Annotated in this window: 21 protein-coding genes and 1 other annotated feature (1 of these 22 cut by a window edge); of the genes, 9 read left to right on the top strand and 12 right to left on the bottom strand. The window is 26.6% G+C overall.

Features of this window, described 5'->3' with window-relative positions:
* Nucleotides 1-45: 45 nt before the first annotated feature.
* Both CKV72_RS03190 and CKV72_RS03185 read right to left on the bottom strand, forming a co-directional pair.
* Nucleotides 46-1,794 carry a flavocytochrome c gene (locus CKV72_RS03190; RefSeq protein ID WP_095177477.1) on the bottom strand — a complete coding sequence of 583 codons (1,749 nt, stop codon included), beginning with the start codon at nt 1,792-1,794 and terminating at the stop codon, nt 46-48.
* Between the two features lie 214 nt (nt 1,795-2,008).
* Nucleotides 2,009-4,930, bottom strand: a complete 2,922-nt coding sequence (locus tag CKV72_RS03185) for an insulinase family protein (RefSeq protein WP_095177476.1) — start codon at nt 4,928-4,930, stop codon at nt 2,009-2,011.
* A 211-nt stretch (nt 4,931-5,141) separates the two neighbouring features.
* Between CKV72_RS03185 and CKV72_RS03180 the strand changes: the two genes are divergently transcribed.
* Both CKV72_RS03180 and CKV72_RS03175 read left to right on the top strand, forming a co-directional pair.
* Nucleotides 5,142-5,390, top strand: coding sequence for an AbrB/MazE/SpoVT family DNA-binding domain-containing protein (locus tag CKV72_RS03180; RefSeq protein WP_089863082.1), 249 nt, complete (start codon nt 5,142-5,144; stop codon nt 5,388-5,390).
* A 205-nt stretch (nt 5,391-5,595) separates the two neighbouring features.
* On the top strand, nt 5,596-6,039 hold the full coding sequence (locus CKV72_RS03175; RefSeq protein WP_089863083.1) for an OsmC family protein: 444 nt from the start codon (nt 5,596-5,598) through the stop codon (nt 6,037-6,039).
* Nucleotides 6,040-6,164: 125 nt separating this feature from the next.
* Here the strand turns inward: CKV72_RS03175 and CKV72_RS03170 are convergent, their stop codons facing one another.
* The 3 genes from CKV72_RS03170 to CKV72_RS03160 form a co-directional block, all read right to left on the bottom strand.
* On the bottom strand, nt 6,165-6,986 hold the full coding sequence (locus CKV72_RS03170) for a DMT family transporter (protein WP_095177475.1): 822 nt from the start codon (nt 6,984-6,986) through the stop codon (nt 6,165-6,167).
* 68 nt (nt 6,987-7,054) lie between these two features.
* Nucleotides 7,055-8,620 carry a HAMP domain-containing sensor histidine kinase gene (locus CKV72_RS03165; RefSeq protein WP_095177474.1) on the bottom strand — a complete coding sequence of 522 codons (1,566 nt, stop codon included), beginning with the start codon at nt 8,618-8,620 and terminating at the stop codon, nt 7,055-7,057.
* Between the two features lie 17 nt (nt 8,621-8,637).
* The gene (locus CKV72_RS03160) at nt 8,638-9,339 is read right to left on the bottom strand and encodes a response regulator transcription factor (RefSeq protein WP_089863086.1); all 702 of its coding nucleotides are present in this window, start codon (nt 9,337-9,339) and stop codon (nt 8,638-8,640) included.
* Between the two features lie 166 nt (nt 9,340-9,505).
* Between CKV72_RS03160 and CKV72_RS03155 the strand changes: the two genes are divergently transcribed.
* Genes CKV72_RS03155 through CKV72_RS03135 form a run of 5 tightly spaced genes read left to right on the top strand, consistent with a single transcriptional unit; the run spans nt 9,506 to nt 12,613 of the window.
* Nucleotides 9,506-9,871 (top strand): GntR family transcriptional regulator, encoded by a 366-nt coding sequence (locus tag CKV72_RS03155; protein ID WP_089863087.1) that lies wholly within the window; start codon nt 9,506-9,508, stop codon nt 9,869-9,871.
* Nucleotides 9,872-9,885: 14 nt separating this feature from the next.
* A complete protein-coding gene (locus CKV72_RS03150) occupies nt 9,886-10,767 on the top strand; it encodes an ABC transporter ATP-binding protein (protein WP_095177473.1) in 882 nt (293 codons plus the stop codon).
* Between the two features lie 45 nt (nt 10,768-10,812).
* Complete coding sequence (locus tag CKV72_RS12590) at nt 10,813-11,379, top strand: ABC-2 transporter permease (protein WP_420896637.1); 567 nt, start codon at nt 10,813-10,815, stop codon at nt 11,377-11,379.
* A 16-nt stretch (nt 11,380-11,395) separates the two neighbouring features.
* Nucleotides 11,396-12,007, top strand: coding sequence for an ABC-2 transporter permease (locus CKV72_RS03140; RefSeq protein WP_157726525.1), 612 nt, complete (start codon nt 11,396-11,398; stop codon nt 12,005-12,007).
* A gap of 6 nt (nt 12,008-12,013) precedes the next feature.
* Nucleotides 12,014-12,613, top strand: coding sequence for an ABC-2 transporter permease (locus CKV72_RS03135; protein ID WP_095177470.1), 600 nt, complete (start codon nt 12,014-12,016; stop codon nt 12,611-12,613).
* 47 nt (nt 12,614-12,660) lie between these two features.
* Here CKV72_RS03135 and ymfI read toward each other — a convergent pair whose 3' ends face one another.
* Entirely contained in the window at nt 12,661-13,410 is a 750-nt protein-coding gene (gene ymfI, locus CKV72_RS03130; RefSeq protein ID WP_095177469.1) for an elongation factor P 5-aminopentanone reductase, read from the bottom strand.
* Between the two features lie 173 nt (nt 13,411-13,583).
* Between ymfI and tpx the strand changes: the two genes are divergently transcribed.
* Nucleotides 13,584-14,078, top strand: coding sequence for a thiol peroxidase (tpx, locus tag CKV72_RS03125; protein WP_095177468.1), 495 nt, complete (start codon nt 13,584-13,586; stop codon nt 14,076-14,078).
* 184 nt (nt 14,079-14,262) lie between these two features.
* Nucleotides 14,263-15,237, top strand: a complete 975-nt coding sequence (locus tag CKV72_RS03120; protein ID WP_095177467.1) for a hypothetical protein — start codon at nt 14,263-14,265, stop codon at nt 15,235-15,237.
* A gap of 36 nt (nt 15,238-15,273) precedes the next feature.
* Here CKV72_RS03120 and trmB read toward each other — a convergent pair whose 3' ends face one another.
* The 6 genes from trmB to brnQ all read right to left on the bottom strand — a co-directional run bounded on the left by trmB (nt 15,274) and on the right by brnQ (nt 21,363).
* Nucleotides 15,274-15,909 (bottom strand): tRNA (guanosine(46)-N7)-methyltransferase TrmB, encoded by a 636-nt coding sequence (gene trmB, locus CKV72_RS03115; protein WP_095177466.1) that lies wholly within the window; start codon nt 15,907-15,909, stop codon nt 15,274-15,276.
* A 16-nt stretch (nt 15,910-15,925) separates the two neighbouring features.
* The gene (locus CKV72_RS03110; RefSeq protein WP_095177465.1) at nt 15,926-16,552 is read right to left on the bottom strand and encodes a site-2 protease family protein; all 627 of its coding nucleotides are present in this window, start codon (nt 16,550-16,552) and stop codon (nt 15,926-15,928) included.
* Between the two features lie 73 nt (nt 16,553-16,625).
* Nucleotides 16,626-17,657 carry a hypothetical protein gene (locus CKV72_RS03105; protein ID WP_095177464.1) on the bottom strand — a complete coding sequence of 344 codons (1,032 nt, stop codon included), beginning with the start codon at nt 17,655-17,657 and terminating at the stop codon, nt 16,626-16,628.
* Nucleotides 17,658-17,669: 12 nt separating this feature from the next.
* Entirely contained in the window at nt 17,670-18,674 is a 1,005-nt protein-coding gene (locus CKV72_RS03100) for a phosphodiester glycosidase family protein (RefSeq protein WP_168943903.1), read from the bottom strand.
* Between the two features lie 276 nt (nt 18,675-18,950).
* The gene (locus tag CKV72_RS03095) at nt 18,951-19,922 is read right to left on the bottom strand and encodes an MBL fold metallo-hydrolase (protein ID WP_095177463.1); all 972 of its coding nucleotides are present in this window, start codon (nt 19,920-19,922) and stop codon (nt 18,951-18,953) included.
* 136 nt (nt 19,923-20,058) lie between these two features.
* Nucleotides 20,059-21,363, bottom strand: coding sequence for a branched-chain amino acid transport system II carrier protein (brnQ, locus tag CKV72_RS03090; protein WP_095177462.1), 1,305 nt, complete (start codon nt 21,361-21,363; stop codon nt 20,059-20,061).
* A 141-nt stretch (nt 21,364-21,504) separates the two neighbouring features.
* Nucleotides 21,505-21,653: a binding site (T-box leader), on the bottom strand (it continues 69 nt past the right edge of the window).

Raw genomic sequence — 21,653 nt, 5'->3', positions numbered from 1 at the left:
TGATAAAAGCCCTCAATTGAGGGCTTTTATCATGTCTATTTTAAATTACTTTTCATTAACAGCATTTTCTCCTGCTATTTTACCAAAAACAATTGTATCTGGCAATGCATTTCCACCTAATCTATTTCCACCATGAATTCCACCAGTAACTTCTCCTGCTGCATATAATCCTGGAATTACCTTTCCTGACTTATCTAAAACTTGAGTTTTTTCATTTATCTTTAATCCACCCATGGTATGGTGTACTGCTGGGTATCTTAGTGTAGCATAAAAAGGACCTTTCTCTATTTTATCTTTCCACATTTTTCTTCCAAAACTATCGCTCTTTTTGTCTACTGATTTATTAAACTCTTCTACTGATTTTTTTAAATTTTCAGCAGGTACTTCTATAACTTTTGCAAGTTCATCTAAAGTATCAGCTTTTTTAACTACTCCCTTTTCTATTAAGTCAGAGATTTTATCTCCTAATTCATTAGTTTCTTTTACAATTTGAGAATCATTTATCATATAGTATTGTCCATCTTTTTGTTTTAATATAGCTTCGCATAGTTTATCCCTTCTATTATCTTCATTTATAAATCTATTTCCTTCTTTATTTATGAATATTGAATTTTCTACGTTTATTGTAGGGCCTGTAAGTTGTATAGCCATAGGAAGAAGTTGAATATACTCCATTCCAACCAAATCTGCACCTACTTTTTCTCCCATAACTATTCCATCTCCTGTTGCTCCAGGATGATTAGTAGTTTCCATATCTTTAGTTAAACTTGGTACATATTTTGTTCTCATTTCTACATTAGCTGCAAATCCTCCTGATGCCATTACAACAGCTTTTTTACTTTTTATTTCATATAAATTCTTTTCTCCCTCAGCTTTAACTCCTACAACTTTTCCATTATCCATTATTAATTCTGTAGCTTTAGTATTTAATAGTATTTCAATCTTATGTTTATCTGCTGCTCTTTTTAAAGCATTTATATATCCTGTTCCTGCTGGCTCAGATGCTTGATGTGTTCTTGGCCATAATGAACCTACAACGGATCCTATTTTATCATTAAACTTCATATCATAGGATTCTAACCACTTCTTACCAGACAATGAGTTCTCTACAAGAATTTTTACTAATTTAGGATCTCCTTTTTTGTCTCCTCCTTCATAAGTTTGAGTATAGTGTTTATCTATAGAATCTTCTATTCCTTGAGATTTTTGTCTTTCTACATCTACAGCATTATACGCTCCACCTGATCTTATAGTATTTCCACCAATCATAGGCATTTTTTCAAGAACTATTACTTTAGCTCCTTTTTCTGCTGCTGATACTGCTGCTGACATACCAGCTCCACCTGCTCCAATAACTATAATATCAGTTTCTTTAGTAATTTGTTCTTTTTTTACATCTTCCTTCTTACCTTTTTTCTTTAATTCTTCTATATTTCCACCTGCTTGTTTTAAGGCTTCAGTTATAGCTCCTATAACTGCATTGCTTGTTACAGTAGCACCTGTAATTGTATCTACTGCAAGTGTCTGTCCATCTATTATGTTTTTAGGTATATCTTTTAACGCAGCATCGCTTATTCCAGGTGTTTCCTTATGTTCTAATATTTTTATTCCTTTAATAGATGAATCATCAACTTCAACTTCTACTTTTAATGGAGCATTATGTCCTTTTGCTTCAGCGGTATATTTACCTGCTTTGAATTTTTTCTCTGTACCTGAAGTCCCTTTACTACATCCTAAGATACTAAATGAAAAAACAAGTAACATTAAAAAAATTAATGTTTTTTTTAATTTCATAAAACTTGCCCCCCTTTAAATTTTAGATTTAATTTTTACTTTGTTATTTTTTGACTAATCACATTATTCTTACTACTTTTAAGATCATTTTATCAATATTGACCATTTATTTCAAGTATTTTATTATATTTTTCTTAATATTTAGACTAATATATGCATTAGAAAACACTATCCTGTTAACAGGATAGTGTTTTCAATGATTACATATATATCATTATTCAAAAACATTTAAAGTACTATTAAACACTACTTTATTTTCCCTTATTTTTTCTTCACTTCCAAGCACACAAATATAATTTTTACTCATACAATCATTAACTACTTTTGAAAGTGATCTTATATCATCTTTTTTTACATTTAATATTTCTTCTCTTTCTTTTTGTAAATCTTCATAGCTTATATTGCTAAAATAATTAGCTGCTGCCCTTTCTCCTTTCATTGATGGAGTTAAAGGAGTATCTATATCACTTATGGTGCCTATTATATATTTTGTTATTTCTCTTTCATCCCCTGAGAAGTTCTCTATATACTTACTAATTTCATCATATGCAAATAAAGTATTTTTTAATGCTGGATCTCTATAGGATGTAAAGAACATATTTCCGTTTCTATTAAAAACTCCAAAACATCCATAGGCTCCTCCCTGCACTCTAACTTTATTCCATAGATAATCATAACTCACTATAGATTTTAATACCCTCATTGCACCAGAATACTCATATCCTAACTTTTTAAAATTATATCCCTTTGCATTATATTGTACTTTACCTGAAGTCATCAATCCTTCATTTAACTGTTGTTCTTTAAATTCATATTTACAATTTACCATTTTATTATTTCCTAATTCATTGTATAATATATGAAAATTATTTTTGAATTCTTTATAATCCTCTTCTTCTATTGTTACACTAACAATTAAATTTTCCTTGTTAAATATAATATTACATAAGTCTTTTAGTTTATTCTCTATTTCATTTCCATCAAAATCCCTCTCTAACTGACAAATAAAGTGGTATAATTCCAATCCTGATACTTTTTCAGAATAATCTGCTGATGCTGAAAAATATGCTCCTAATCTACCGGCAGCTATTAAATGACCTTTGTCAAATATAACCATTTCCATTCTAGACTTCATTTCAGATATTAATTCCTTAATTCGATTATGATTATTAAATTTACTATACATTAATTCTTCTTTTAAAAGTTCAAAAAGCTTTGGTAATTTGTCAATCATAGATTTTGATCTCACCTTAAACATAGGTGTAAAATCATCTACTTTTTTACTGTTTGAATATATGTCCACTGAAGAACTTATTCCACCTGTATAAATATTTATTTCCTTTGAAAGTTCTTCATAACTATAGTTTTCGGTATCAATTTTTCCTATTATTCCAGATAAAAGTCCAACATAAGATATATATTCTTGGGGAACATTACAAATATTAAAATATAAGTTTACATATGCTATTTTATTAGTGAATATATTATGCTTTAATATTTTCACACCTTTTTCCTCATTAATTTCTATTGGAAGTTTTTCAGTATCTTTATCTATATCTTCTATAGATAATAGAGGTATTTTCTTTAAATTCTCTTGGCTATCTTCAGTTATTTGCCTTTCTTTTAAAACCTTAGTTTCTTTTATAAGGTTATCTAATTCTTCCTCTGTTAGGCTTTCCTTATATTTTCTTAAATCTTCTCTAATTTTTTCATTTTTCTTTTCTGCAATTCCTTTTGCTGGAGAAACTATTAAAAGAGAACTATGAGAATTATTTAATAAATACTTTTCTATTAGATTTTCAAAATAATTATTATTTAAAGCATTTGTTTTTATTTTATTTAATTGTTTCTCATATCTTAAATGCATTAAAGGCTCTTCATCATACAACCAACTGTCCATACACTTTATGCCATATATAAGCCCTGTTGGATAACCACCAAAATCAGCCTCTCTTAAGGCAAATTCTTTTATATTAATGGAAGCTTCCACTAGTTTTTTATCTATTCCTTCTTTAACTAATTTATTTAAAGTACCCTTTACTATACTTATAAATTCTTGTTTTTTATCATCATTAGAATTTTTTACTATTATACTAAAAAATGGCTGAAATATACTATTTTCATAACTTCCAAATACATCTTTTCCTATACCTGATTCTATTAACGCCCTTTTTAGTGGTGCTGCTTGTGTTTCTAATAAAAGATGTTCTAATATATCGAAAGCTAAATAAAGTTCCTTGTCTGTAGATTTTTCTATAGATAAATTTAAGCTTAAAAATGTTTTATCCTCTTCTTTTTCATCTGGTAGTATAGGATATTCAACTTTTATCTCTTTCATACTATCAAATGGCTTTTGCTCTTCTATTTTAGAATTAATTTTTAATTTTGAGAAATTCCTTAAATAATTTTCTTCTATAAATTCCAGCTCTTCTAATATGTCTCCATCTCCATATAAATATATATAACTATTTGATGGATGATAATATCTTTTGTGAAATTCTATAAATTTATCATAAGTTAATTCTGGTATATGATCAGGATCTCCTCCAGATTCTACACCATAAGCTGTATCTGGATACAATGTTTCCATTATTTTTCTTGATAAAATAGACTCTGGTGAAGAAAAAGCTCCTTTCATTTCATTGTATACTACACCTTTATATTCTATGTCTTCATTTTTATTTTCTATTTCATAATGCCAACCTTCTTGCATGAATATTTCAGGTTGCTCATATATATTAGGATAAAATACCGCATCTAAATATACATCCATTAAATTAAAGAAATCTTGCTTATTTCTACTAGCTATAGGATACATAGTTTTATCTGGAAATGTCATTGCATTTAAAAAAGTATTTAAAGATCCCTTAATTAGCTCCACAAATGGTTCTTTTAATGGGAATTTTTTAGATCCGCACAAAACTGAATGCTCTAATATATGTGCAACTCCTGTACTATCCTCTGGTGGAGTTCTAAAAGATATAGCAAATACTTTATTATCATCTTTATTTACAAGCTTTAAAAGCTTTGCTTCTGTGTTTACATGTTCAAATATCAAGGCTTCTGAATTTATTTCTTCTACTTTTGATTTCTCTATAAGCTTAAATCCACTATATATTTTCCCGATTTCTAACATAAAACTAATTCCTCCTTTTAATTCTAATATTATATAATTATAACATATATCTATTATTGGTAATTACTTTATAAATTAATCCTTTTCTAATATTATTATAGTAATTTATTAAATTTCCCTTAAGTTGTAAAAAAATCATTGACTTTTTATGTTATTTTTGCTATTATTTAATTAAATAAAGTCGAATTTTGTATAAAGGAGGTCGGGATAGATGAAATCAACAGGAATAGTAAGAAAAGTAGATGAGTTAGGAAGAATAGTAATTCCAATAGAATTAAGAAGAAACCTTGATATCGAAATAAAAGATTCCCTTGAAATATTTGTCGATGGAGAACATATAATATTAAAAAAATATAATCCATCATGTATATTTTGTGGAAATGCAAAAGATGTAGTTCATTATAAAAATAAAAATATATGTCAAGGATGTTTAGATGAATTAAAATCAGATAACAAATAATCTAAAAAATAAAGAATGCTTTTTAATGCATTCTTTATTTTTTATTTAACGGAAATCATTACATATATATTAATCTACTCCTTTGCAAATAATATATAAGAATTTGAAATATTATTTATTTTTTTATTGTTTTTTTGATTGTTAATTGCTATACTAATAGTTGTAATAGCAATTATTAGTATAAAAATTTAAGGAGTGATTTTATATGTTACAAACTTTAAAAGCTACTACTAAAAAATTACCTGATGGACTTCAAGTAGAAACAAATTCAAGAGGATTTAAAGTTTTATTAGATGAACCAGAAGAATTAGGTGGTACAAATAAAGGAATGAACCCTATGGAATTAGTTTTATGTGCTCTTGGAGCATGTCAAACTATAGTTGCTTTCGCTTTTGCTGAAAATAATGGAATAGCCCTTGAAGATTTCTGGGTTGATTTAGAAGGTGATTTTGACTCAGATGGCTTCTTAGGATTATCTGATGTAAGACCTGGATATTCAGAAATCAGATACAAAATGCATTTTAAGAGCACTGCTTCTGAAGAAGAATTAAATAAATTCGCAGAATTTATAGAAAAAACTTGCCCTGTAGGAGACAGTGTTGGAAATGGAGTTAAACTTGTACATTCAGGAATAGTTATTGAAAAATAAAAAAACTGTGTCTCAGTTTTAAAAAACTGCGACACAGTTTTTTTAATGAACAACTAACAATGAACAATGAATAATTTAGGTGGATTTTGTTCATTAATAAAAATTTTGATTCACAAAATTTTTATTTAGTTTCTTTTCTTCATATAGTTATAAGCAATATAAGAAGAGCCTATTATCAATACATATCCTATAAAACTATATACATCTGGTATCTCCTGCCAAATAATAAAAGCTATTATTTGAGAAAAAATAACATTACTATAGTTATATATAGATATTTCAGATGCTGGTACAATTTTATATGCATAAGTCAATGAAAATTGAGCAATAGAAGCAAAAACCCCTGACATTAATAAAATTAGTAACTGAAACATATTTAAAGGTTTATATATAAAAATCATAAACGGTAATATTGAAATTACCGATATAAAAGAAAAATAAAATACTATAGTATAATTTTTTTCCTTATTTCCTAAAAATCTTACAAGAGTATAAGCAGCTCCTGAAAAAGCTGCTGAAGCTACTCCCACCAAAGCCGGTATAACACTCATGTCAAATTTAGGTTTTATTATAAATAATGCTCCTATAAAAGATAATATTAAAGAAAAAATTTGTATTGGTGATATATCTTCTTTTAAGAATGATACTGCAAATATTATAGTGAAAAAAGGATGCATCTTATTTAACATAGAAGAATCTGCAAGTATCATATTATCTATACAATAAAAATAACATACTAATCCTATGGTTCCTATAACTCCTCTTAGTATAAGATATTTTCTATTCTCCTTTTTTCCCCAAGGTTTTTGTTTATTTTTAAAAATCATGTATGATGCTACTACTAAACTTACAGAATTTCTAAAAAAAGCTTTTTCTATAGATGGAATATCTCCAGACAGTTTTACTAAAGCTGCCATAATTGCAAAACAAAAGGATGATAGTAGCATAAAAAACACTGCTCTTCTTTTACTTTTTTTTAAATTAATCTGTTCTATTTCAATCTCCTCCTTTTTTCTTAGTTTTCTTCACTTATTTTTAATTTTACGTAAAACGTTATTTCTTCTCCTTCACAGCTACCCCATATTTCTCCACCATGAAGTGAAACTATACTTTTAGATATGGCAAGTCCTAATCCGGTTCCTCCTGTAGTTTCAGCTCTAGATTTTTCCACTCTATAAAATCTATCAAATAATTTATTCACTTCTTCTTTACTTAAACTCTTTCCTTTATTAGTTATAGAAAATTTAGCATATCCATTTTCATCAATTAAATTTATTTTTATTATTCCAGGTTTATAGCTATACCTTATGGCATTCATAAATAGATTCTCAAAAACCCTTACTAACTTATCCCCATCTGCATCTATATTAATACTATGTTCTATACTCTTTTTAATCTCTATTGTGCTTTCTGCAAAAATAGGTATAAATTCTTCTACAAGTTGTTCTATAAGTTCATCTAAAGCTATTTTTTCTCTAACTATTTTAATACCCTCACTAGATAGCCTAGTATATTCAAATAGTTCATCTATTAATACCTTTAGTTTTTCAGATTTGTTATAGGCTATTTTAATAAAATCCATCATTTCCTCTTCACTACTGTATTTCCCATCCTTTATTAAGTTTAAATATCCCAGTATTGAGGTTAATGGTGTCCTTAGATCATGAGATACATTAGTTATAAGTTCACTTTTAGTTTTTTCTATTTGTCTTTCTTTTTCTATCCTTTTATTTAGTTCACTGGTCATAATATTTATATTATCTGCTAGCTTTGAAAGTTCATCATTCCCTTTTTGTTGAACTCTATATTTTAGGTTTCCATTAGAAACTTCTTTAACCGCATCAGCAATTTCTTGTATATAATGAACTTTTTTACCTGTTAAATAAAAAAATAAACCTAGAAAAAACATGGTTGATATAACTAATGATAAAAATGGTTTCCCTCCATTGGTATACTCATGAGTTTTTACCACACCTTCTGGAAAAGCCTTAATTATAACGTATCCTCTTACATCCGTAAATTCTATAGGATAAAAAGTTACAACTTCTTTATTAGTATTTAATTCTTCGTGTTCATTTCTTTCTCCAATAGACATGGCATTTTTTATAACTGTATATATATCTACTTGTGTTTCATAAGTATTTTTTGTTTTATAGATAACTGTTCCTTTTAAATCTGTTATTAATATTTTATATCTATTACCATAATTTCCATCTATTAATTTATTTATTTTTTCACTATCCTTTGAAGAAAATTTACTTTTATCTAAAGTTTCTCCAATTCTAAAAGCATTTTCAGATATCCTTTTTATATCCCCATTATAATCTATAGTTGTATAAACATTTTTATCAGAAAAATGTGACCTTAACATGGTAAAAAGTATAAATGAAAGAAATAGACACACTCCAAAAGTTACTATTAATTGAAATCTTATATTTTTATTTATTTTCTCCATTAAATTTTCATAAACTATATATAATTTATTATATATTCTCTTCACTATAATATATATTTTAGAAAATATATATCTAAATGGTTTGGTAATAACTCTCCATATAAATCTTATCAGTTTTCCTATCATATTTTTACCTCTTTAATTTACAAGTTTTCTACCTTGTAGCCTACTCCCCATACAGTTTTTACGTACTTAGGTTTTCTTGGATTTTCTTCTACTTTTTCTCTTAGTTTTCTTATGTGTACCATAACTGTATTATCAGATTTTAAAAACTCTTCCTTCCACACTCTTTCATATATTTTTTCTATGCTGAATACTATACCTTTATTTCTAGCCAACAATTCCAATATATCGAATTCCCTAGGGGTAAGTCTAACTTCCTTCTCCCCAACTTTTACTTCATGTGTAGCTGTATTAATTATAAGCTCATCTATCTCTATCACATTTTCATTAATATAAGCATTTTGAACATTAAACTTTTTATATCTTCTTAATTGAGATTTTACTCTGGCTATAAGTTCTAAAGGATTAAATGGTTTTGTCATATAATCATCTGCTCCTGCAGTAAGTCCCCATATTTTATCCATATCCTCTGTTTTAGCTGATAACATTATTATAGGCATGTTTTTTTCTTCTCTAATTTTAGTACATGCTTCAATACCATCCATATCAGGCATCATTATATCTAATATTATTAAATCTATTTTTTCTTTTTCTAATATTTCCAAAGCTTTTATGCCATTTTCCGCTTTAATTACTTTATACCCTTCATTTTCTAAATATATGCCTATTAAATCTCGTATTTCCTTTTCATCATCTACTACAATGATAGTGCTTTTATTCACTGATATCTCCTCCTAGAATATTGCCTACAATCTTTATAATATCATAAACCCATAATCTTTTACTAATTTAATTCTTAAAGTTTTCTTAATCAATTGACAATATAGATATTCTTGTATATACTGTTAATATACGATATATACAGTATATACGCAAGGGGATTTTAAAATGAAAATAATTATATCAAATTCTTCGAAAGAACCTATTTATCAACAAATTGTAAATCAAATTAAAAATTTAATATTGTCTGAGAAACTAAAGGAAGGTGAAATTCTACCATCTATAAGAAACCTTGCCAAAGAGTTGTCTATAAGTGTTATAACCACTAAAAGGGCTTATGATGAACTTGAAAAAGAAGGTTTTATAGAAACTACTCCTGGTAAGGGTTCTTTTGTAGCAGGGCAAAATAAAGAACTATTTATAGAAAGAAAGCTTAGAATTATAGAAGAAAAATTAACAGAAGTAATTAATGATTGCAAACTTATGAACTTAAGTTTAGAGGAAATTATAGAAATGATAAAAATAATTTATTAAGGAGGACTATTAAGATGGACAATATTTTAGAAGTTATTAATTTAAAAAAAGAGTTTACAGATTGGTCAAATCACAAAGAAAGTTTTTGCTTAAATAATATAAGCTTTTCTGTTCCTAAAGGATATATAATGGGATTTATTGGTCCAAATGGTTCTGGTAAAAGCACTACTATAAAACTTATAATGAATCTTTTTAAAAAAGATGAAGGTGAAATAAAAATATTTGGAAAAGATAATGTGAAATTTGAAAAGGAAATAAAAGAAAAAATAGGTTTTGTATATGATGAAAATTATTATTATGAAAATTTCACCATGAAAGAAATCAAAAAAATAATAGCTCCTTTTTATAAGTATTGGGATGAAGAGACTTTTCAAAATTATTTAGAAAGATTTGATTTAAAAAATACCAATAAAAAAATTAAAGCACTTTCTAAAGGTATGAAAATAAAATTCTCATTAGCTATAGCCCTTTCTCATAATGCAGATTTAATTATAATGGATGAACCAACTTCAGGGTTAGATCCTGTGTTTAGAAGAGAAATCTTAGATATTTTATTAGAATTAATTCAAAATGAAAATAAAAGTGTATTCTTTTCCACCCATATAACTACTGACCTTGAAAAGATTGCTGATTATATAACTTATATAAATAAAGGTAATATAGTTTTTTCTAAAAGTAAAGAAGAAATATTGGACAACTACGCTATAGTTAAAGGAGATAAAAATATATTAAATACGCATTTAAAAGAAAAATTTATAGGAATAAAAGAAAATGCCTTTGGATTTGAGGCTCTAACAGATGATGTTAATGAGATACAAAATTTATTTGGAGATTCTATTTTAATAGATAGTGCTTCCCTAGATGATATTATGGTATTTACTTCCAAAAATAGTTAAGAGGTGATTTTTGTGAAAAATCTTATTTTGAAGGATTTATATATAATGAAAAGATGGATATTTATAATTCCTATTTATTTAATTATGACATTAATCTTAAATAATGGTATTGAAGCCCTTGGCTATTTTATTCCTTTAGCTTTAGTCCTTGGAATATCAATCATCGTTACGTGTAACGATGATGAAAAGAAAGGTAGCTTTATTATTAATAGCTTACCTGTAACTAGAAAGGAAATAATAATAAGTAAATATATAGTATTAAACTTAATTATTATATTTATAGCTTTTTCCATAATTTTAATCCACTATACAACTCATTTTAAATTTTCTAATTTATGTACTATAAATTTAAGCTTAAAAGATATACTTTCCTTTATATTTTTGTCTAATATAATATGTGCGATAATTATACCTTTATATTATTCAATAAATAATATTAATATCTTACTTATACTACTACTCCCATTACTTTTTTCATTAAATGCAATAAGCTCTAATTTACTACCAAAGTTAAACTTTCTAAATCCTATTAGTATAGTTTTATTTTTATTAATTATGTATTCGTCTATGTATTCCTCTATTAGATTGTTTGAAAATAAGGACATAGAATAATAAGGAGGTGGCTTTCTTGAAAATACTTATATTAAAAGATTTTAAACTTATATTACCAGAAATACTTATATGCTCAACACTATCATTTTTTATGTTTGGTGGTGCTTTTAACCTATCCGCTTTTCATATAACTTTTACTATATTTGTATTGTTTCCTTCTATTATTTGTAATATTTCTATGAATTCAAAAGAAGATAGAAATGATTCCATTAAATTATTCTTAAGTATGCCAATAGATAAAAAAACCATTATTATTTCTAAATATTTATCCTCAATATTAATATTTTTTTATTATTTTTTACTATTTTCAATAATAGTATTTTCAGGCACAAATGTATCTGATGCTATTTTTATATCCATGAATTACTTTTGTTTAACCACATTGATATCATTAACATGGTGCTCTGTGTATTTTTCTATATATTTTATTTCTGGAAGAATAATTAATATAATTTCACCCTTTTTAATATTTATAGGTAGTATGCTTTTAATAAAGTTTTCAAAATGCTTTTTAAACTTCAATTTCTACAGCTATTTTAAATATCTAATTATTGTTTTATGTTTAACAGCTTTATCTATTTCAATATGTATATTGGTATTAAAAAATAAAAACTTTAAACGAAGGTGAGATAAAATGAAAAACCTTATTATAAGAAATTTATATTTAATTAAAAAGCAAATATTATTTCTAATATCAATCTATATACCTATAATATTTATAAGATTATTTCATAATAATGATTTGGATGTATCCTATTATTATAAAATTATATTAACTTTAATACTCATATTATCACTTTTATCCATAGAAAAATCTGATTGTATTTTAATTAGTTTGCCCACAACTCGAAAGGAAATAATTATAAGTAAATATATATTATTAAATATTATTTCTGTTTTTGTTATAAGTTTTACATGGACAATTTGTCATTTTATAAATTATATAAATGTTAATTCCATACCTTTAATTTTTAGTATTAAAGATATGTTTTCATTGATATTATTAGCAAATATTATATTTGGAACACTTATAACACTATACTATTTGGAACCTATGTTCTTCACTTTCTCACTTACTCTTTTATTTTTTATTATGTTTTCAAAATTATATTCTTTATCTAATTTAATGACAAATTTAAATTCAATAAGTCCTTTTGGATTATGCTTCTTTTTATTATTTATGTTCTTATCTATACATTCATCTATTAAATTATTTGAAGATAAAGATATATAAATAACTCTAGTTTAGATAAAATATTTTCTAAACTAGAGTTATTTATTTTATATCATCCCACCATCTATTGTTAAAATTTGACCTGTTATATACCTTGCGTTATCACTGCATAAAAATACCACAGCTTTACCTATATCCTCACATTCTCCAAACCTACATAGGGGTATTTCATCTTTCAAGCTATCCTTTTCTTCACAACTCAGCCATTTATTCATAGAAGTGTTTATAACCCCTGGTGAAATTGCATTTACTCTTATATTTGATGGTCCTACTTCTTTTGCTAAAGCTTTAGTAAAAGAATTCACTCCACCCTTTGAAGCAGAATAAATTACTTCGCAAGAAGCTCCAACATTTCCCCACATTGAGGATATATTTATTATTACTCCACTTTTTGCACTAAACATATGTGGTAATATATTTCTACAGCAATTGAAAACACCTTTTAAATTTGTATTTATTATGCTATCCCAATCACCTTCGTCCATATCTATAAACAATCCAACCTTAGATACCCCTGCATTATTTATAAGAATATCTACTTTACCAAAATCTTTAATTATACTTTCAGTCATTAATTTGGTATCTTCATATGAACTTACATCCCATTTAATTATTCTACAATATCCATTTTCCTCTTCTATTATCCTCTTTGTTTCTTCCGCTCCTTTTAAATCCTTTCTATAATTTACAATAACACTAGCTCCTGCCTTTGCTAATTCAATTGCAATGCCTCTTCCTATGCCTCTAGAGGCCCCTGTTACTAATGCTACTTTTCCATTTAAAAATTTATCTTTCATATGTATACACCCCTTTTAACTTGCAAACAATATAATTATACACAAGTATTAACTTTTTGAATATTTTTTTGTAAAATAATTTGATTTTATAATTTTTATATGGTAATATATACATATAATTAGTGGATAATAACTATTAGTTAATATAAAGTTTAAATTAAGGAGGAAATATTATGAATATAACATTTAAAGGAAACCCTGTTACTCTTGTAGGTACTCAATTAAAAATAGGAGATAAAGCTCCAGATTTTACTGTAGTAGATAATAATATGGAGGACTTCTCATTAAAAAATACAAAAGGAGTAAGAATAATATCTGCTGTTCCATCTTTAGATACTCCTGTATGTGATTTAGAAACAAAAACTTTCAATAAAGAAGCAAGTAATATACCAAATGTAAGTATATATACTATATCAATGGATTTACCCTTCGCACAAATTAGATGGTGCGGCGATAATGGAATAGATAATCTAACTACATTATCAGATTTTAAAGATCGATTATTTGGCAAAAACTATGGAACCTATGTTAAGGAATTAGGACTTCTTGCAAGAGCAGTATTTGTAATAGATAGTAATGACAATATAGTTTATGCAGAATACGTAGAAGAAATAGGTAACCAACCTAATTTTGAAAAAGTATTAGAAGCTGCTAGAAATGCTAAATAAAATTAACCATATAAGAGGCTTGTATTTAGAAATGCAAGCCTTTCTTATTTACAAAATTAAAGTATTTTAAGCTTTTTACGATAACCTTTAAATAGTGAATAACTAATAATGAATAATTAATGAAGGCAGATAGTTGCACTATGGAAAGCTCGTTTAGCGTTACTGAACATCAAAGGGTGATTAAATGTATGTAAACAATGGAAAAAATCTTAATAATAAAATAATATTAACTAAAGAAGAAATTTTAAAAATCAGACAAACTATAAATAATGAAAATATAGATAAAAGTGCTAAAGAAAAAGCTAATATCCTTTCAGAAACCATCCATTGTATTTTAGAAGAACATCTTATAGGTATTAAAAATTGTAATAAAAAGCAAATAAAAATATCTTTACTAAAAAACACTTTTTTTAATAACAAAGATAGTATTTCTTATTCAGATATATATAATACTATTACATCAGATGCATTTAAAGATATAGTTTCTAGTGAAGAAATTTCTATTTGGGAAAATTCCATTATTAAAAATAATAATGGAAGAAATGTGTCCAAGCCTCATTATAATAAATTAATAATATTTTTTATATGCACCTTTTTTATTCTAATTTTAACTCACCGATATAAGTCAATGTCTTCCTATGTTTTTTCTAATAGAATAAAGCATGTAGAAAAAATTAATTATGAATTATTAGTATGTAAAGTTGAAAATAATAATTCTTCTAGTATTCCTAGTTATTTTAAGTATATAGAAATAGATAAGGAAAAGCTTAGGACTTTTTTAATAAATAGAAATTCTCTTTTATCCGAAGAACCGTATTTTTCTTCTATAATAAATTCTGCAAAAGAATTTGATTTAAATCCTTTGATTTTATTTGCTATAACTGGACAAGAACAAAGTTTTGTACCTAAAACAGATAAACATTCTAAAAAAATTGCCAATAATCCCTTCAATGTTTTTCATAGTTGGATGGAGTATAATACTGATATTGTTGACTCTTCAAAAATAGCCTGTAGAACTGTAATCAACTTATGCCAAGATAGACCACAGGGTGAAGATCCTTTTAAATGGATAAATAGAAAATATGCTGAAGATAAAAATTGGCATAAAGGTGTTAAATCTATATATAATGAGTTAATAAATAACCTAAAAGAAAATTAAAAGTGGCAGTTTAAAATCCAAACTGCCACTTAATTATTACTTAAATTTTGCTATTAAAAACATGGTCTTCATCCCCATATTTGTAAATTTACTTTCATATTCTGTCATTATATTATGTTTAAAATCTGATTTATGCAAATCATAGGTTATATATTCTATTGAAAATCCACTTTCTTTAAAATATTCTTGGGAATCTTCAAATAGACCTATATCATCTGTTTTAAACCATATTTCGCCTTTAATTTTTAAAAATTTCTTATATTCATCTAAAAATTTATTATGAGTAAGTCTTCTTTTATTATGTCTTAATTTAGGCCATGGATTACAAAAATTTATATATATTTTTTCTACTTCATCCTTTTCAAATATTTCACTTATAAAAGCTATATTTAATGGTACAATTCTCACATTTTCTATTTCTTTTTCTTTTATTTTTCTTAAAACATAAATTAAAATTTCATCTTTTAAATCTACAGCTACGTAATTTATATTTGGATTTTGAAGGGCTTTTTCTTGTATAAATCCCCCTCTTCCACATCCTAATTCTAAATGAATAGTATTATTATTTTTAAATTCTTCTTTCCACTTTCCTTTATATTCTATTGGATTAGTTATTACTAAAGGTGAAGCCTCCATCTCTGGCCTAGCCCACCATTTTTTTCTAAGCCTCATAATTTCCTCCTTTATTTTAACTAAATAGTCTAAGTATTAATCCATAAGTTATATTAGCAGGTTTCCAAACTAAATATGTAGATAATGGAGTCAATATAAAAATTACAAGTATAACTATTTGATATCTATATATTTGATCTGCATATTTATAAAATTTACTTGGAAATAAATCTCTTAATATATGAAATCCATCTAAACCTGGCAAAGGCATTAAATTAAAAAAAGCTAACATACAATTAATACGTATGGTAAAATCCACTATTAAATATAATATACCAAACACTTGCCCACCATATGCAGGATTAATTTTCTCCATAAGAAACATAATTCCGCCAAATATAAAAGCTATAATTAGATTAGATATAGGTCCTGCTATGGAAACTTTCAAATCGTCTTTATAATAATTTTTAAAAGCTGATGGATTTACTTGTACTGGTTTAGCCCATCCAAATCCAAATAATAATATCATAATAAATCCTATAGGATCAACATGAACAATTGGATTTAAAGATAGTCTTCCCTGAAACTTTGGTGTTTTATCGCCTAATCTATCAGCAACTACAGCATGAGCAAATTCATGAAATGTAAATCCTATTAAAATTGCTGGTATAGTTAAAATCTTACTTAATAATTTTAATGTCAAAAAATCACCTTCTCTTAAATTTATTATATTATTTTAAAAAACTCACTGCAACTTACTTACAGTGAGTTTTTTATTAATCAAATTTAGTTTTTATTAATTTATTTTCACTTATAGAAGCAACTCCACCTTCGTACAATTGAAGAAATTTACCTATATATTTAGTTTCTTTACCTGTTGCTAGCTCTTTTACTATTCCATTTAAATTATCATTTATTATAACTTTACCTTCCTTTGTTATATGAATGTCTTGTTCTTCTATAGGTTGATCAAAAGGAATTGACTTCCACTCATTGGTAGGAGTTTCTAAATTCCCATAATAAACTTTTGTTATCTTGTCATTTTCTCCTTTTCCTATATATACATTGTCATCTATATCTACTCCCAATAATCTAGGTTTCTGCACTTCTTCTATCTCCAAAGCACTATCCATACCAGTAACATATATTTTATCATAAGTTGTACTTTCATATAAAAGCTTATCTTCATGATAAATTAATGCTGTATCTCCTATCATTTGAACTTTAGTAGGTACTCTTTTCATTTCTGCCATTATATTAATCCAATATAATCTACTATTTCCTCCACCTCTAGAAACTTTTATATACATTACATTTGTTATTGTGGATTCTTGAATATCTTCTACAATAGAGTCTTCGTCTCCCCATGTTAAATCTTTAAATTCTTCTTTGGTATCTTTATCCACGTCATAGTATGATAACTTAAATCTATATCCACCATTTTCATTTTGATGTTTTTCTGCAATCAACATTCTATTTCTATCAGATAACCACTTGTAGTAAGATAGATCTACATCTTCATCAAAGGTTATTTCCCTTTTTTCACCAGTTTTAGTATCTGATACTTTCAAAGTATCTCCATCATAGTATGCAGTATATTTTCCATCAAAGGACATAGTAACATTCTTAACATTATCAGGCAATTTTATTTCTAAATCTGATTTCTCATCTTTATTCTTCTTTTCCACTTTAGTTGCTTTTAATTTAGTATTATTAGTTAAATAATATTTATCTATATAAAAATACATAGAAGTCTGAATTATTAAAGATAACATTATCCATACAAATATTTTTCTGAATCTTTTCATTGCTACTCTCCCTTATTGTTCAACATATACAACTGAAGGTATTGATCTTTCACCTAATGGATCACAAGGATTATTAATTACCTCACCATCATAATACATCGTTGTAGAAGATCCTCCATCTAAATTTGTCGCATTATAAGCTCCATATTCTAGCATAATATCCTGTACATCTTTTAATGTAGCTCCAATACTTCTAACTTGTCTTCCATCTACAACTAAGAAAAGAATAGCCCCATCCTTTCTTTGTCCTATAGCCGTTCTTGGAGCAATTCCCCAACCTCCATCACCAGACTTAATAGTAGGTTGTCCATTAACAACTAGTGCTGGACCAAAAGTTATAGCTTCTTTTACATCTAATTCTTTCATTTCATTTAAACTATACTTTCCAACTAACAGTACTCCCTTTGAAGTAATGGCCATTACATCACCCTTTTTGTCTAAGTCTTTAATATCATTATGTATGAATTCACCATTACTCATTAGTATTCCAACAGGCTGTCCTCCAGTACCTGTCCAGTTTCCATCATCGTTCTTATCTGTAAATCCTCCGCCATTTATAGCTGCGATAGCTTTATTATCTTTGGCTATCTTACTTGTTAACTCTCCGGATTTTGGGATTTTACTACTATATCCAACTTTTACTCTGCTAGCATCATGAATAACCAACATATATCCTTTAAATTTTCCACCATCTATATCATATCTTTCAATGTTCTTATCATGTTTATTGGTAAATTCTAAATCTTTTATTGAATTTCCTTGTTCTAAAACTTCCACAACATCTTCTTGTAAAATTTCTTGAATCTTTTTATCTGAAAGAAATGCTGTAGCTATATATTGATGGCTTAATGTACTCATAGCTGCTCCTACTAAAGTTTTTCTTAAGTTTTTAAAAGGTCCATAGTAAATTAAAAAAGGGGCACTTGCTGCAGTAAATACAAATTCAAATAATAAAAAACATGCAAATATTTTAAATGAAAATCTTTTCTTTTTCTTTCTTACCTTCCTATTTTTCACCATATTATTTCTTTCCTTTCACATATACTACATACATCTTATAGCAAATCAACTAATTTTAAAATAGAAATATTTATTATATTCTCCCTAATAATAGTTATATCATATTATTGTCAACTATATTATTAATTTTTTTTGAATTAATACATTATCCCATTAAATTATTATATAGTTATATAAAAGGACTTAGGATTTTTTCCTAAGTCCCACCTACTAGATAAAACTAGCTTTACTCTATCATTTTACATTAAAACTGCTTTTAAATCAATAACTTAATTAATTTAATTCATAAAATAAAATTCCGTCCTTCATAGTTTTGGAAGCTTCTCCATTAAAAAATAAATACTCTAAATGAGCCATGGCTTCTTCTGTGGCAAACCATTTTTGAGCATTAGGAAAGTCATTCCAATGGTCGTATCTTAATTCCCAATCCATCTTAGATGCTGTATCTCTAACTGAATGTTTACAATGTTTTATAATATTTCTTACTTCATTAAGTCTTTTTTCATGGTGTTTAAAAAGTTCTTTTATTCTTTTTCTATAATCTTCAACTGGTCCCCTATGTGCTGTAAATATTTTTTCTATGTCATATTCATATATTTTCTTTAAACTTTCAAAATAAATAGATAGCATATCTTTTTCATAAGTCCAAAAAGCTATATTAGGAGTTATTCTATCTAATATGTGATCACCACAAAAGAATAATTTATGTTCTTTCTCATATAATCCAACCTGACCTGGCGTATGTCCATGTATTTCTGTAACTTCAAAACAATAATCTCCTACATTAATGATATCACCTTGCTTAACTTCATGGAAATTTATGATTTCCTTTGATGAAAATTTATATCCCGGATGATCTTTTAAAGATACATTGTCTTTTTCTAAATCAAAAACTTTTTTAAATTCCTCTAACCTATTCCAATACTCCCAACTGGTCATACTATTAATTACTTCTCCATCATATTTGCTTGCATATACCTTTAATACATCTTTACTAATTTCTGATGCAAGACCTGAATGGTCTGAATGTAAATGAGTTATAAATAATTCTGTTTTTGAAAGGTCAATATTTAATTTTTTAATATTCTCCATAAAAACTTCTTTACATTCTTTTCTATTAAATCCTGTATCAATGATTAAATTCTTATTTTGAGATATAATTATATAACTATTTAAAACTTTTAGTGGATTATTAGGTAGTGTTATCTCCTGTCTATAAATGTTAGGATAAATTTTATTAATCATTTTCATCACCTTCTTTATTATTATAACTGTATTTTATACTATTACCAATATTAAACATTTATGATTGTTTTATAATTTTTATAAGAAAAAAAGCCTATCTTCTTTTGTTTATGATAAAAAAGATAGACTTTTTATTTTATGCATCTTTGTATGAAAAATTATTTTTCCTTCTATAATTTAGTATTGTTCCACAAGTTCCCCCTAATAAAGATGGAACTATCCAAAAGAATCCTTCTTTAGATAAAGGAAATTGATATATTACATCTACTATAAATGGTATTTTTAACCCAATAGATTCTAGTGACATAAATACACTTACAATTAATGCCCCATATACTGCTCCTATATAAGTTCCTCTATTAGGTATAATTTTATTAAATAAGTTTAATAAAATTAATATAATAACCACAGGATAAAGTGTAACTAATACTGGTACCGCTAAATTAATTATAGTTTCAACTCCATAATTGGATATTATACAACTAAATATACTTATAATTAAAACAACAGTTTTATATCTTATTTTATTATTAGATAGTTTATTAAAATAATTACCACAGGTAGCTGTTAAACCTACTGAAGTTGTAAGACAAGCAATTGATATAGCTCCTCCAAATATATACTTACTATATGACCCTAGTATACTTTGAGTTATTTCTATAAGTAAAGTTGTTCTTGACATATTAGCTGGGAAAACTGACTTTGAAGTTGCACCTATATATGCAAGTCCGCCATATACCAATCCTAAACATATAGCTGCTACTACTCCTGCTTTGGATGTTATATTCACTTGTTGTTCTTTGCTTTTATACCCTTTAACTATTAAATTTGCTATAACCATTTGAGCTACAATCATAGAACCAATAGCATCCATAGTTTGATATCCTTCTGTAAATCCTATTGAAAAAGGATTTTGCAAATCTGATGATATAGGTACTCCTATAGGGTTAATAATACCTTTTATTATTATTAATCCTAAACTTCCTAATAAAATAGGTGTAAGTACAATACCTATTTTATCTACTACTTTTGATTCATTGGCTGAGAATATATAACTTATACCAAAAAATATTATAGAAAAAATTATTGGATTTGAATTAGGAAACATAGGCAAAACACCTAATTCAAAAGTTGTTGCTCCAGTTCTAGGTATACAAAATAATGGACCTATTGCCAACATTATTACTGTAAAAAGTATCTTTCCAAAATTTTTACCAACTTTATTTGTAAATTTTTCGATGGTTCCTCCTACCATGGCTATAGATATAATACCTAAAATAGGAAGACTTATACAAGTTATTAAAAAACCAAATGTTGCAACAATCCAACTTTCCCCTGCCATATATCCAAGTGTTGGTGGAAATATTAAATTTCCTGCTCCAAAGAACATAGAAAATAGAGCAAATCCTGTTATTACTATTTCTTTTAAGTTCTTTTTCAAAATAAATCCCCCTTTTCTTATTTTTATATTTAAATTTAAAAAGAGCATCTATCCCTTAAAGGGACGATGCTCCGTGTTACCACCCTAATTGATTTGTATAAAACAAATGAAGGAAATACCTAATAATAAAAAAACGCCCCAGTAAGGGACGATTATTATTCGCGGTACCACCCAATTTGATTAGCACAAATCCTCTTTATGCCCTTATAACGTTAGGGAAACCGGCTCGGCCTACTAAAAAAGTTCGTTCAGCTTGCAATTCAGGAATGAATGTTTCATTGTACTCCTTA

It is taken from the genome of Clostridium cochlearium, assembly GCF_900187165.1.
GTDB classification, from domain to species: domain Bacteria; phylum Bacillota; class Clostridia; order Clostridiales; family Clostridiaceae; genus Clostridium_G; species Clostridium_G cochlearium.
This window is presented reverse-complemented; position numbering and strand designations above follow the sequence as displayed.

Bases quoted from the DNA above. Each gene is read 5' to 3' on its own strand.
- CKV72_RS03190 (WP_095177477.1), bottom strand. From the start codon at position 1,794: ATGAAATTAAAAAAAACATTAATTTTTTTAATGTTACTTGTTTTTTCA.
- CKV72_RS03185 (WP_095177476.1), bottom strand. From the start codon at position 4,930: ATGTTAGAAATCGGGAAAATATATAGTGGATTTAAGCTTATAGAGAAA.
- CKV72_RS03180 (WP_089863082.1), top strand. From the start codon at position 5,142: ATGAAATCAACAGGAATAGTAAGAAAAGTAGATGAGTTAGGAAGAATA.
- CKV72_RS03175 (WP_089863083.1), top strand. From the start codon at position 5,596: ATGTTACAAACTTTAAAAGCTACTACTAAAAAATTACCTGATGGACTT.
- CKV72_RS03170 (WP_095177475.1), bottom strand. From the start codon at position 6,986: ATGCTACTATCATCCTTTTGTTTTGCAATTATGGCAGCTTTAGTAAAA.
- CKV72_RS03165 (WP_095177474.1), bottom strand. From the start codon at position 8,620: ATGATAGGAAAACTGATAAGATTTATATGGAGAGTTATTACCAAACCA.
- CKV72_RS03155 (WP_089863087.1), top strand. From the start codon at position 9,506: ATGAAAATAATTATATCAAATTCTTCGAAAGAACCTATTTATCAACAA.
- CKV72_RS03150 (WP_095177473.1), top strand. From the start codon at position 9,886: ATGGACAATATTTTAGAAGTTATTAATTTAAAAAAAGAGTTTACAGAT.
- CKV72_RS12590 (WP_420896637.1), top strand. From the start codon at position 10,813: ATGAAAAGATGGATATTTATAATTCCTATTTATTTAATTATGACATTA.
- CKV72_RS03135 (WP_095177470.1), top strand. From the start codon at position 12,014: ATGAAAAACCTTATTATAAGAAATTTATATTTAATTAAAAAGCAAATA.
- ymfI (WP_095177469.1), bottom strand. From the start codon at position 13,410: ATGAAAGATAAATTTTTAAATGGAAAAGTAGCATTAGTAACAGGGGCC.
- tpx (WP_095177468.1), top strand. From the start codon at position 13,584: ATGAATATAACATTTAAAGGAAACCCTGTTACTCTTGTAGGTACTCAA.
- CKV72_RS03120 (WP_095177467.1), top strand. From the start codon at position 14,263: ATGTATGTAAACAATGGAAAAAATCTTAATAATAAAATAATATTAACT.
- trmB (WP_095177466.1), bottom strand. From the start codon at position 15,909: ATGAGGCTTAGAAAAAAATGGTGGGCTAGGCCAGAGATGGAGGCTTCA.
- CKV72_RS03105 (WP_095177464.1), bottom strand. From the start codon at position 17,657: ATGAAAAGATTCAGAAAAATATTTGTATGGATAATGTTATCTTTAATA.
- CKV72_RS03095 (WP_095177463.1), bottom strand. From the start codon at position 19,922: ATGATTAATAAAATTTATCCTAACATTTATAGACAGGAGATAACACTA.